At 39.1% G+C, this 13,369-nt stretch carries 11 protein-coding genes; 5 read left to right on the top strand and 6 right to left on the bottom strand.

The window, feature by feature from the left end; genetic code table 11:
* The first annotated feature begins 72 nt into the window (after positions 1–72).
* Both O1Q79_RS09455 and O1Q79_RS09450 read left to right on the top strand, forming a co-directional pair.
* Positions 73–1,908 carry an ABC transporter ATP-binding protein gene (locus tag O1Q79_RS09455; RefSeq protein ID WP_386691999.1) on the top strand — a complete coding sequence of 612 codons (1,836 nt, stop codon included), beginning with the start codon at positions 73–75 and terminating at the stop codon, positions 1,906–1,908.
* 166 nt (positions 1,909–2,074) lie between these two features.
* Positions 2,075–4,222, top strand: a complete 2,148-nt coding sequence (locus O1Q79_RS09450) for a TonB-dependent receptor domain-containing protein (protein ID WP_386691997.1) — start codon at positions 2,075–2,077, stop codon at positions 4,220–4,222.
* Positions 4,223–4,340: 118 nt separating this feature from the next.
* Here O1Q79_RS09450 and O1Q79_RS09445 read toward each other — a convergent pair whose 3' ends face one another.
* From O1Q79_RS09445 to O1Q79_RS09430, 4 genes are all read right to left on the bottom strand, one after another.
* Positions 4,341–4,640, bottom strand: a complete 300-nt coding sequence (locus O1Q79_RS09445; RefSeq protein WP_386691995.1) for a DUF3861 domain-containing protein — start codon at positions 4,638–4,640, stop codon at positions 4,341–4,343.
* A gap of 37 nt (positions 4,641–4,677) precedes the next feature.
* On the bottom strand, positions 4,678–5,889 hold the full coding sequence (locus tag O1Q79_RS09440; protein ID WP_386691993.1) for an ATP-binding protein: 1,212 nt from the start codon (positions 5,887–5,889) through the stop codon (positions 4,678–4,680).
* Positions 5,890–6,062: 173 nt separating this feature from the next.
* A complete protein-coding gene (locus tag O1Q79_RS09435) occupies positions 6,063–6,947 on the bottom strand; it encodes a hypothetical protein (RefSeq protein WP_386691991.1) in 885 nt (294 codons plus the stop codon).
* Complete coding sequence (locus tag O1Q79_RS09430) at positions 6,947–7,387, bottom strand: hypothetical protein (RefSeq protein WP_386691989.1); 441 nt, start codon at positions 7,385–7,387, stop codon at positions 6,947–6,949. Before O1Q79_RS09430 ends, O1Q79_RS09435 begins: the two co-directional genes overlap by 1 nt.
* Before the next feature lie 95 nt (positions 7,388–7,482).
* Here O1Q79_RS09430 and O1Q79_RS09425 point away from each other — a divergent pair, with 95 nt between their 5' ends.
* A complete protein-coding gene (locus O1Q79_RS09425; RefSeq protein ID WP_386691987.1) occupies positions 7,483–8,169 on the top strand; it encodes a tetratricopeptide repeat protein in 687 nt (228 codons plus the stop codon).
* 11 nt (positions 8,170–8,180) lie between these two features.
* Here the strand turns inward: O1Q79_RS09425 and dusA are convergent, their stop codons facing one another.
* Both dusA and O1Q79_RS09415 read right to left on the bottom strand, forming a co-directional pair.
* Positions 8,181–9,176, bottom strand: a complete 996-nt coding sequence (dusA, locus tag O1Q79_RS09420; RefSeq protein WP_386691985.1) for a tRNA dihydrouridine(20/20a) synthase DusA — start codon at positions 9,174–9,176, stop codon at positions 8,181–8,183.
* A gap of 11 nt (positions 9,177–9,187) precedes the next feature.
* Positions 9,188–10,522 carry a chloride channel protein gene (locus O1Q79_RS09415; protein WP_386691983.1) on the bottom strand — a complete coding sequence of 445 codons (1,335 nt, stop codon included), beginning with the start codon at positions 10,520–10,522 and terminating at the stop codon, positions 9,188–9,190.
* A 189-nt stretch (positions 10,523–10,711) separates the two neighbouring features.
* On the opposite strand from O1Q79_RS09415, the gene O1Q79_RS09410 reads away from it, so the two are divergent.
* Positions 10,712–11,605, top strand: a complete 894-nt coding sequence (locus O1Q79_RS09410) for a DMT family transporter (protein WP_386691981.1) — start codon at positions 10,712–10,714, stop codon at positions 11,603–11,605.
* Between the two features lie 50 nt (positions 11,606–11,655).
* Entirely contained in the window at positions 11,656–13,308 is a 1,653-nt protein-coding gene (locus tag O1Q79_RS09405; protein WP_386691979.1) for a phospho-sugar mutase, read from the top strand.
* Positions 13,309–13,369 lie beyond the last annotated feature (61 nt).

Here is a 13,369-nt window from a genome sequence, read left to right as displayed (position 1 = left end):
ATTTTGCGTTATAATACCATCAGTTTAAGGCAACGTTCCCGTTGCCTTTTGTTTTCTTATAGGTATCACAGCATGCTAAATAAAATATTTTCTTGGTTTGAGAATCGAATTAATGCCTACCCAGATACGCCCCCTAAAACCCCAGAAAAAGGGTTATGGAGGTTTTTATGGTCAAATTTAGAAGGCACGAAAGCTTGGATTGCGTTTTTCGCTTTTTTAACCATTGGCGTGGGGGTTATGGAAGCCCTCATGTTTCAATTTATGGGGAAGTTGGTCGATTGGCTCGGTGCTTATACACCAGAAACCTTATGGACTGAAAAAGGACATTATTTAATCGGAATGTTCGCTATTTTGGTATTAAGTATCGGTTGGACATTTCTTACATCTATGGTTCGTTTGCAAACCCTACAAGGGGTTTTTCCGATGCGGTTACGTTGGAATTTCCACCGTTTAATGCTGGGACAAAGTTTAAGTTTTTACCAAGATGAATTTGCCGGTCGTGTCTCTGCTAAAGTGATGCAAACGGCTCTTGCAGTACGAGACACCGTTCTCACTGTAGCCAACATGGTGATTTATGTTGGGGTTTATTTTATCACGTCAGGAGCAGTATTAGTCGCCTTTGATAGTTGGTTTCTGGTGCCCTTTATTCTATGGGCTATTATGTTTGGCTGTATTTTATACTATCTTATTCCTAAATTAGCCAAAACTGCCGAACATCAAGCTGATGCTCGTTCGCTTATGACAGGGCGAGTAACGGATGCCTATTCAAATATTGCTACCGTCAAATTATTCTCACATGGCGAACGTGAAGCCTCCTATGCGAAAAGATCGATGGAAGAATTTATGCGGACTGTTCATGCACAAATGCGCTTAGGCACAAGCTTAGATGTATTAACTTATGCGAGCAATATCTTCTTAACTTTAAGCACTGCCGTTTTAGGCGTGATGCTGTGGCAACGGGGAGCGGTTGGCGTAGGAGCTATCGCGACATCCACGGCTATGGCACTACGAGTGAACGGTTTGGCACATTGGATTATGTGGGAATCTGCTCGCCTATTTGAAAATATTGGTACGGTAAATGACGGTATGCAAACCTTATCAAAACCACATACCATTGTAGATAAACCGAATGCCACGACGTTACGAATTACCCAAGGGGAAATTCGTTTTGATAACGTCAGTTTTGCTTATACGCCCGAAAAACCACTGTTACAACAATTTAACTTAACCATTAAGGCAGGTGAAAAAGTAGGGTTAATTGGTCGTTCTGGTGCGGGTAAATCCACCATTGTCAATTTATTATTACGTTTCTATGAAACCCAACAAGGTACTATCACCATTGATGGACAAAACATACTTGATGTACAACAAGAAAGCCTACGTAGCCAAATAGGTTTGGTCACACAGGATACGTCGTTGCTACACCGTTCTGTACGTGAAAATATTATCTATGGTCGCCCCAACGCCACCGAACAAGATATGCTTAATGCTGCCAAGCGTGCCGAAGCAGCAGATTTCATTCCGTTATTGAGTGATGCAAATGGTCGCCGAGGCTATGATGCACATGTGGGCGAACGTGGCGTAAAACTCTCCGGCGGACAACGCCAACGTATTGCCATTGCCCGAGTGATGTTAAAAAATGCCCCAATTTTGTTACTTGACGAAGCGACGAGTGCGTTAGACAGTGAAGTGGAAGCAGCCATTCAGCAAAGTCTTGATAAAATGATGGAAAACAAAACCGTGATCGCCATCGCCCATCGTTTATCCACCATTGCCGCGATGGATCGTTTAATTGTGTTAGATCAAGGACAAATTGTAGAACAAGGTACCCACGTTGAATTATTGGCACAAAATGGCTTATATGCCAAATTATGGCAACATCAGAGCGGGGGATTTTTGGCAGAATAAGGGTTTCTTTATTTAAACGACACGAAGTGCGGTGAAAAAACAAATTTTTTCACCGCATTTTTAACAAAAAAACAACAATTGTTATTGATTATAATTATCATTAAGATTAATATTAGCTCGCATTTTAGCTGTTTATTTTTAATCACATCTTAAATGGAGTTTAAATATGAAAAAAAAATTTACCCTTTCCACACTCTCAATGAGCCTTTCCCTTGCTGTACTTCCTTGTAGTTTGGCTTACGCCCAAAATGAAGAATGCCAGCAAGATCCCAGCTTAAAACAATGTAAAAACACCCTTGATACGATTATTGTCAGTGCAAATCGAAGTGCAACCGACAGTGCCAAGTTTGTAGGACAAGCCTCTAAATTTGAATCGGACTCATTGTTAAGTCAAAGTCGCTTAATTGATGTTTTAGGTGAAAGTCCAAATGTGGACTTTGGTCGAGATATGAGCCGCCAAATTGGACAAAATTTTAAAGTTCGTGGCTTTGGTTATGGCGATATTGATCGCGTGATTATTCAACAAGATGATGTACCACGAGATCCAACGCTTTATTCCAATCATATTTCTAGTTTTAGAAGCGATAACGATATTCTTAAAGATATCGAAACTGTCAAAGGAGCGTCCTCAATATTACATGGTTCGGGTGCCATTGGAGGGATTATCAGCATGACGACAAAAGATGCCTCTGATTATCTTCGCCCGGGACAACAATATGGTGCAAGTATTGGGGGACGTTTAGAATCTAATAATATGAAAAGTGGTATGGTACAGCTTTATGCTCGCCCTAATACTGCCCCAGTAGATATTTTATTCCATGCTAAGCGAGCGTTACATGGCAATGTGAAAATTGCAGATGGAGGGCAAGATGGCACAACCCATAATAAAAATGATGAACATATTAATAGCTATTTTGCTAAATTTGGTTGGGATATGAATACCAATCATCGCTTAACCCTCTCTGCTTTTAATTATACCGATAAACTCAACACTGGTTGGCAGACCCTTTATCATGATTATGATGAAGATAATCCTGTGCGGGGTAAACTTAGTCAAAAAGACTATGTATTAACCCATCAATATAACCCTAGCAATCCTTGGATTAATCTTACTTTGCGAGCATTTTATTCTGAAGCGGAATATCATCGTATTGCTAGAAGTGCAACATCTCTAAGCGATTACACCAACTCAGATAAACGTTACGGTTTTTCTGCTAAAAACATTGCTAAGTTCCAGACAGGTCGTTTAGATCATGAATTAGTGCTTGGTGCAGATTATAAAAACAAAAAAATGGATGCCACTTTTATAACCTTGGCAGGAAAAAACGATACCGGCTCATTCCCGAATACCAGCCACGATATTGGCTTGTATTTCCAAGATAATATTCAATTTAATCGTCTCATTCTCACCCTTGGAGGACGTTATGATATTTTTAAACGTAAGGTAGAAAAAGCAGGAGGACATTCTTATGAAGAAAAACGCTTTTCTCCTCGTGTGGCATTGAGCTATGAAATGTTAGACGGCATTAATTTACTCGCTGGCTATTCAGAAACATTTCGGGCTCCGACACCAGATGAAACCTCATCACAAGGATTGTTAAACCCACATTATTACTACCTTCCAAATCCAAACTTAAAACCCGAAACTGCCAAAGAATATGAAACCGGTTTTTCTGTATCTAAAAATAATTTGTTTAATCTAGGGCATGCTATTTATTTTAAAGCCACTTACTTTAATGGCAAAATTAAAGATATGATTTCGCTCCAAGCCAGACCAGAATTGGGGGAGCCACCTGAAAGAATGTATCCAAACTACCCAGCACAATATGCGCAATATCTCAACGTATCCAATGTGAAACGTACTGGGGTGGAAGCGGAGCTTAAATATTCCATTGGTGATTTGCTATTAAGCGGTAGTTATGGTCATTTGAAATTAAAAAATACCGTCACTGGCAAACGCGTATCCACTTTTGCCGATCGTATCACCGCTGGTATCGCTTATAGCTATAATCCTTGGGATTTAACCGCTGGGTTGAAAGTAAAACATTGGTTTAAACCAAAAGCCGATACCTTTGATTATTATTCAAGAGACAAGCATTATTCCTATGTGAATGGTACTTTCACCCAAGTGGATTTCAACGGTATCTGGCAACCTCAAAACACAGGATTTGGTTTTATTGACCAAGATCTTAAAGTAATGTTTGGAGTCAACAACCTATTGAATAAAAAATACAAGCCTGCGGGAACATTGGATATCACAGCAACTGGTGGTCCGGGGCGTAATTACTATGTTCAAGTAGAAAAACACTTCTAGTTTTATTTAAAGATAGTATTTTTATGGTCATAATCATAAAAACTTCATAACAGCAAACCCAAAAGTGCGGTGAAAAAAGTTTATTTTTTCACCGCACTTCACCATTCATTTACACGTCTTAATCTTCAACCTTTCTTGATTTTCCCTTAATAATCTTCATCATTTCTGCAATTTGGGGCTTCAGTTCCTTGAACAATGGATTATCACGATGTTCCATGACCACCTCGGTCATTAACTTCAATCCCACGGCGAAACGTTGTGCCATTTCTAAAGTAAAACCCTCACGCTGTTGTGTTCTTTCAATAATTGCAAAAATATTATCATGATTGGGAGCGGAAAAGGTGATTTCTTGATTCACTTCGTTACCCTCATGATCACTGAGGTATTTGACATTGACTTGATATTGATGTTGTTTCATACTGCCTCCTTTTGAATTATCTTGCTGCTTTTCTAGTTTACCATGCCATTTGCAAAAACTCTGCAATATGATAATGCTTTATGCCGTCAAGATGTTCATTCCACCATTCATCCATGGTGATCACATATTTAGGATGGTTATCTTGAATGGCTTGTAACGGTGAAAATTCACGTTGTACTGTGTCTTGATTCTCCAATTTATAGGCTACTTGCAAATAAATTTTTTGTTGCGATTTTTGTGCAATAAAATCAATCTCTTTATCACCTAATTTACCAATATAAACCTGATAACCGCGGCGTTTTAATTCTAAATAAATAATATTCTCCAATAATCCTGCGATTAAGCTAGAACGAAACCCCATCGTTGCATACAGCAAGGATATATCACCTAAATAAAATTTCTCTTGTGTTTTTAAAATCTCTTTTCCCTTAATGTCAAATCGTCCAACTCGATACAAAATAAAGGCACTCTCTAACGCATTCAAATAATTATAAACCGTATTTAAATCTATTTTGCGTTGCTGGCTTTTAAAATAATCCGCCACATTTTTGCCTGAAAAGGTATTCCCCACATTATCAAAAGCATAACGAATAATCCGTTCTAATAATTCCACATCACGGATTTTGTGACGTTGCACGGTATCGCGTAAAATGACCGAAGTATAAATATCTTGTACAATCTTATAAATAGTTTCTTCATTAAAATCAGCAGTATGCACGACTGGAAAGCCCCCTTTTCGTAAATATTCATTAAAATAGGGCAAAGGCAAATAAGGTTGATCAGAATAATACTGCTTAAATGCGAGAAACTCTTGAAAAGAGAGCGTAAAAATAGGGATCTCAATATAACGCCCAGCTAAATAAGTAGAAAGTTCTGATGATAATAAGTGAGAGTTTGAACCCGTAATATATAAATCAAGATTAAAATCAACCATTAACCCATTGACCGCCTTTTCCCAGTCAATCACTTCTTGAATTTCATCAAATAAGACATAATATTGTTGATTGGTTTGAATACTATCCTTAATAAAGGCGTAAAGGGTTTGTGCGGTTTTTAACTCTGCGGTCACGAAACTTTCAAAGTTAAGATAAATAATTTGCTCTTTCGTTACGCCATTTTGTATTAATTCATCTTGCAGCATTTTTAATACTGTTGATTTACCTGAACGGCGAATACCTGTAATCACCTTGATAAAAGGTTTATTAATAAAAGGTTTAAGTTGAGCAAGATAATTGGGGCGACTAATCATGTAGAATCCTTCTGGTTATAACCATAATAATGCCATTATACATTTATATTTTTATGGTTACAACCATAAAGTTATTCAACAAAATTTAATACCGTTTCCACCATTGCAATCCCTGCATTCGACTTACACTTTTTGCACAAAATTGCACTGAAAATCGTAGCTATCTAACTCCATCAATACCAATGAATTTTCATATTTTTAAATGAAATGTCACCTTCTTGCATAATATTGTACATATTACATACTGATTTCCAGCCCGTTCTATCACAATATTCACCTATAACGTCTAAGGCTTTTTGTTTATCCTGTTTTACACCAAGTCCTTCATATAGCTGAATAGCAACAATACCTACCGTCATCCCCCAATTTACTTTTTCATTCGTCGCATATTGCCAAGACAAATTATAATCTTGTCTCGCTCCTTCTCCATTAAAATACATTTGAGCAAGAAGACCATAAGCGGTACGTCTAGGATCTGATGCGGATGCTTTGTCTGGGTAGTGTTCTTCTAAATTTAAATATTTTTTATAATGTTTAGCTTTGTCTTTTTCGGTTAAAGAACTGTCCCATTTTTTCCTGTCTTGCCAATAAGACTCAAAATCTCCTTCATTATAAGCAAAGGCAATTTCTTCATCAGTCGCATTAAGAATTTGAGTAGCCATTCGTTTTACTTCATACCAATTTTTTTCTTCGGCGTATCGAATCATCAAAGAGCTATAACCAGATAAGGCATACGAATCTTTAGGCACACCATACCCGACCATTTCCTTTAACCAATATGTGGCTAATTGTGGATTTTCCATTGCTTGGCATTGGGCATAAAACTTGGAATTTGAGCAACCCACAGCATCATAAATCCAATACAATTTTTGCATGGCTTTTTTAGATTTAAATTTATCAACCATTTCTTCGTAAATTTTCACTGCACCGACATAGTTGCCTTCTTGTTCTAACCTAAACGCAGCTAATTTCATATCAAACTCAGTTTCAGCTTCGGGTTCATCAGCTTGACTAAAAGGTGTTAAACTTAGCAGCAATAAAAACAGTAATTTTTTCATTAGTAGATTCCTTTATCGTTGTATCGAATGGGATGTAATCGTTTCGTTTTTAAGTGGTATTGATATTCTTGATTTGGGTCTAGTTGGTTAGAAATATTTTTCTCAATTTGGATGTTTATTGTGGGATCTAAACTTTCTATATTTGAATAATTTACTTCACCTAATGCAGAGATTTTTACTAGATTAGGGGAATCTCGGAATTTTAATTTTTGAGTATCAAGACAGGCAATATAATGAAATAGATCTAGCTCTACTGACTCATCGCAAGTAATCCAATAATTTCCACTTTCCCGCATTTTGTGCATAATGTGTCGCAAATTACTTTCGTCATAAGGATCATAGGCTCGAATGACTTGAAAATAGCCATCAGTTGTATTGGGACGTTTATAGATATTGACGACAACATCAATTAAATGGGGAATGTTTTGTTCATTATTCATAAATAACTCCTTTGTGATTGGAATAATATTTATTCTACTATTGTTTTTTTTTTGTGCAATATGGTTTAATATAGCCTTTTCAGGGGGAAGTCAAAATGTTCAAATTGGTTACTATTGCTTTGCTGTTTGTGTTAATCGGTACCGCCCACGCTAACCAAATCGACCAACTCAAACATCAAGCCGAGCTAGGCGATACCAACGCTCAAACGATGTTAGGATCGAGATATTTTATTGGTGATGGCGTAGAAAAAGATTATCGCTTGGCGTTGAAATGGCATAAAAGTGCGGCGGAAAAAGGGGATGTGGATTCACAGAATATTGTGGGGGTGATTTATCAATTAGGCTTAGGCGTGAAAGAAGATCATTCGCAGGCGTTCTTTTGGTTTAAGCAAGCTGCCGAGCAGGGCGATGCCCCATCACAGGCGGAAATTGCTGAAATGTTGCTCAATGGTGATGGTGTGGCGAAAAATGAACAGCAAGCGTTGGTGTGGTTTCAAAAATCCGCTAATCAAAATCATCCTAAAGGCTTATTTGGTTTAGCGGATCTCTATCTTTCTGGCAAAGTGGTGGAGCAAGACGATCAAAAAGGCTTTCAGTTAATGAAACGAGCAGCCGAAAAACAGTATCTTTTTGCCCAATATGCGGTGGGGTATTTATATGAAAACGGCATTGGCACTCGCCAAAATAGAACCGTGGCGAAAGAATGGTATGGGCGATCTTGTGATCGTGGTTTAAAAGGGGGTTGTCAGGCTTATCGTAAACTTAATGAACAGGGATTTTAAGCCACCACGATTTAATCCGCTTCCACAAACCCCAATGCCGTTTCCACTACGTCCACCCCAGCATTCGGCTTGCAGGCATTTTCACTTAAATGTCGTCGCCATTGTCTTGCCCCTTTGCAGTTTTGGAATGCACCGAGCATGTGGCGAACAATATGATTTAAATACACACCCTGACTGAGTTGGCTTTCAATATAAGGGAACATATTCCGCACCGCTTGATGAGCAGTGATTATCGGTGCGTTAGGGTCAAATAAGGCTCGATCAATTTCGCCTAATAAAGACGGATTTTGATAGGCTTCACGTCCTACCATCACGCCATCAACCTGTTGCAAATGGGTTTGTATTTCTGCAATGGTTTTAATGCCACCGTTAATGCTAATCCAAAGGTGCGGGAAATCTCGTTTGAGCTGATACACTCGCTCGTAATCTAAAGGTGGAATTTCACGATTTTGTTTTGGGCTTAAGCCAGAAAGCCAGGCTTTGCGAGCATGTACGATAAAATCCTGACAGCCCACGGCTTGCACTTTTTGCACAAAATCACACAGAAAATCATAGCTATCTAACTCATCAATGCCAATTCTGGTTTTCACCGTGACAGGAATTTGCACTGCACTTTGCATAGCTTGCACACAGTCTGCCACTAAATCTGCTTTTGCCATTAAGCATGCGCCAAACATGCCGTTCTGTACACGATCAGACGGACAACCCACATTTAAGTTGATTTCTTTATAGCCCCGTTGTTCGGCTAAAATCGCACATTGTTTGAGCTGTTCAGGGTCGCTACCACCTAATTGCAAGGCAACAGGATTTTCCGCTAAATCAAAATCTAAATGATCATATTTGGCGTGAATAATCGCTTGAGCCGTCACCATTTCCGTATAAAGCAAAGCGTGTTGGGTAAATTGACGATGAAAATAACGGCAATGGCGCGTCGTCCAATCTAACATCGGTGCCACGGAAAAACGTCCACGGTAATAAGGTGTAGGAAAGTGCGGTTGATTTTGCATAAGTTTTTGAATTATCCTTGTTCTTGAATACGCTGACGAAAACGTCCAGCCGCAAAATGATAAAACGGTTTTGGCATAATTTGACGTGACACAATAGTCGATACAATCCCACCAATTAATAACCAGATTAACACGGGTTGACTACCTGTCATTTCCATAACGACAACCGCTGCAGTCACAGGTGATTGCGTGGCACCTGCTAAAAAGGCTGCCATACACAATAACACCAATAAACGACCATCTACTAGCTCACCAGTGAAACTAGAAATCTGTGAGCCGATTCCAGCTCCCACTGTCAATGCAGGGGTAAAAATACCGCCAGCAATCCCAGTCCAATAGGTCGCAACCGTGGCAAATAATTTGGCAATGCCTGTCGTTTCTGGTTGAATCAGTTGCCCATCTAAGGCTTGCGTGACCACTTCATAACCCGTGCCATAGGTTTGTCCGTTAGTATAAGTGCCTAATCCTGCAAGAATTAGACCTAAAATTAATGCCATAGTAACGGGGTGATGGCGAACCCAACCACGAATCATGGCAGGTACCACACCAGCTACACCTTTCGCCAATAAACGAGCAAAAATCCCCCCTAAAATTCCACAAATAACACCGCACATTAGCACCCAAAGCAAAATATCTTTTGTATTTGTAGCACCTTTGTATAATGGAAAATAAGGGTTGTTACCGTCAATCGCCACTAAAATAAAACCCGCTGCAAGAACGCCTAATAACACACGACGTTCCCAACGCAAAATTACCCCACGCCCCAATTCTTCAAGGGCAAAAATAACCCCAGCTAAGGGAGCATTAAAGGCAGCCGCTAAACCACCACCTGCACCAGCTGCCATTAATTCATTGGCATTCAAACCACGAAACGCAATATTATGATGATGACACCAATTCCCCCAAGCCAACATCACCGCCGCCCCCACTTGCACCGAAGGACCTTCACGCCCCACAGACGCACCAAATAACATGGCTAAAAAAGTTAACGGGATTTTCCACAAAGTTTGCACAAATTGTACTAAATAGGACTTTCTCGCACCATGTGGCAAGCTCAATGCAGCAATGACTTGCGGAATACCACTACCGCCCACATAAGGCGTATATCTCGGTGTAAACCAAGCTAACAACGCCATACCCAAAGGTAATACTAGCCAAACTGCAAGGGGATATCTAGCCGTCCAAAGTGCGTTCCATTCCAGCCCTAATTCTGCTAATTTCGCAAAACCAAGAGAAAATAAAGCAACTAAACTCGCCCCAATCAACAGGCAAGAAAATTCAATGGTTTTTCGAGAAATGCGGTGCGTTTGGCGTAATTTTTTATGTAACAGGTAACGAATATTCATAGCGATCAATATACATAAGAGATGTCTTTCATAGGGAATTATATTAGCATAAATTCAGTGCTAGAACTGGTCTATTGTTACGCATATAGATAAAAAAACTGTGAACCATCTCTCATTTTCAAGGTTTATTGCTTTATTTTTTAGGTATTTTGCGACAGTATTGCACATATTTTTATCATATAACAAGCCATGCACAACGAACAGCTGACTCGCCTTTCTTATATCATTCTAATGGGCTTTGGTTTCCCCATTATGCGGTTTATGAGCATTCATTTTGAAACCTTAAATAATAACGCCGTCAGATTCTTATCAGGTGGATTATTTTTCGTATTGATTTGTTTGGTAAAATTTAGACAAGAACTGAAAAAAATATGGGTAGAGCCGAAGATTATTGTCAGCCTATTGCTATTAGCGGTATTTATGACGGGTAATATGTATTTTTTTATTAATGGACTAAAATACACCTCCGCTTTAGCTGGCAGTATTTTTGGTATTTTAGCGATGCCATTAGCCATTATTATGGCAGCCATTTTCTTTCAAGATGAACGCCAACGAGCTAAACAAAAACGATTTTATGTCGGCAGTCTGATAGCGATTATAGGTTCGCTAATCTTTGTTTTTTATAGTAATAAAAATGCACAAAACAGCGATTTTCTACTCGGTTCACTGTTTTTAGCCACCGCTATTTTTATTCAATCTATTCAAAATTTGTTGGTAAAACAGGTGGCGAGAAAATTGCACGCTATTGTGATTAGTGCCTCCACCGCCACCCTTTCAGGATTGCTTTATCTTATGCTTGCCATTCATACCAATAGCATTGAACAACTGCAACAGGTCAATCAAGGGCTATTAATTAGCTTAGGTTTGGCTGGGATTTATGGCATGCTGACAGGCATGTTAATGGCATTTTATATTGTACAAAAACAAGGGGTGGTGGTGTTTAATATTATTCAATTAATCATTCCCCTTTCCACCGCAGTTATTGGCTATTTCACTTTGGGTGAAAAGATTAATCTATATCAAGGAATGGGCGGAATAATCGTGATTTTAGGTTGTATTTTAGCCTTGAAAAAGATAGGCTAAATAATTAACAACCATGTTAATGATTATTTTAATAAAAATAAGGAGATACTATGACAACAATTTTTAATATTGCACAAAACTGGTTAGCACAAGATCCCGATGCAGAAACCAAAGCAGAATTAAATCAATTAATTGAACAAGCACAAGCAGGTGATAAGGCTGCCACAGATGAACTCAAAGCCCGTTTTGACGGACGTTTGCAATTTGGCACAGCTGGCTTACGTGGGCGTTTACAAGCAGGCTCAATGGGTATGAACCGTGTTCTCGTGGCTCAAGCTGCTGGCGGTTTAGCCAAATTTATTCAAGGTTATGATGAAAAGCCCTCCATCGTTTTAGGTTATGACGGTCGGAAAAATTCTGACGTTTTCGCTAAAGATACCGCTGAAATCATGGCAGGAGCAGGGATTAAAACTTATTTATTACCCCGTAAATTGCCAACCCCAGTGTTAGCCTACGCTATCCAACATTTTGACACCACCGCAGGTGTAATGGTGACTGCCAGTCATAATCCACCAGAAGATAATGGCTATAAAGTGTATTTAGGCAAAGCCAATGGTGGCGGTCAAATTGTTTCACCTGCCGATAAACAAATTGCTGCCTTAATTGATGAAGTCGCCCTTGGTAATATTCAAGATTTACCACGCAGCCAAGATTACATAGTGTTAGATGATGAAGTCGTCAACGCCTATATTGAAAAAACGGCAAGCCTAGCTAAACAGCCAAAAGCCGAGATTAACTATGTTTATACGGCTATGCACGGTGTGGGTTATGAAGTGTTAAGCAAAACCCTAAGCAAAGCAGGCTTACCACAACCCCATTTAGTCACTGAACAAATTCAACCCGATGGCACCTTCCCAACGGTGAATTTCCCTAATCCCGAAGAAAAAGGGGCATTAGATTTAGCCTTTAAATTAGCTAAAGCGAAAAATGCAGAATTTATTTTAGCTAACGACCCAGACGCAGACCGTTTAGCTGTGGCAATGCCTGATGCTCAAGGTAACTGGAAAGCCTTGCATGGTAATGTGATCGGTTGTTTATTGGGTTGGTATTTAGCCCAGCAAAATCAAGGAAAACAAGGCGTTCTAGCTTGTTCTTTAGTATCATCGCCAGCGTTAGCAGAAATTGCGAAAAAATACGGTTTCCAATCGGAAGAAACCTTAACAGGGTTCAAATATATTGGCAAAGTACAAGGTTTATTATTCGGTTTTGAAGAAGCCATAGGCTATTTAGTTGACCCCGATAAAGTGCGTGATAAAGACGGTATTTCTGCTGCTATTGTGTTCCTTGATCTCATTTGCTATTTAAAACAACAAGGCAAAACCCTTGCAGATTATATCGCAGAATTTACTCAAGAATTTGGTGCCTATGTCAGTGGTCAAATTTCTATTCGTGTCAGCGATTTAAGCAAAATCGGCGAATTAATGACCGCACTTCGCCAAAATCCACCAACTCAAATTGGTGAGCATACCGTTGTACAGGTAATCGATCACTTAAAAACCGAACGCCAAAATGATATTTTGGTCTTTATCCAAGATAACGGCAGCCGCTTAATTGTCCGTCCATCTGGTACCGAACCAAAAATCAAATTCTATTTAGATGCCAAAGGCGTGAATGCAGAAAATGCCGATCAGGTGTTAAAAGACTTTGATCACGCCGTGCGTGCCATGTTGCGTGATGAGAAATATGGTGGGCAGGATTGTTAGGTTGTTGATGGCTTAAAAAATAAGCGACATAATATTTATGGGTTATGTCGCTTAATTATTA

The organism is Lonepinella sp. MS14434, from assembly GCF_042468235.1.
Taxonomy (GTDB): domain Bacteria; phylum Pseudomonadota; class Gammaproteobacteria; order Enterobacterales; family Pasteurellaceae; genus Lonepinella.
Note: the sequence above shows the minus strand (reverse complement) of the source record. Positions and strands in the feature narration are given on the sequence as shown.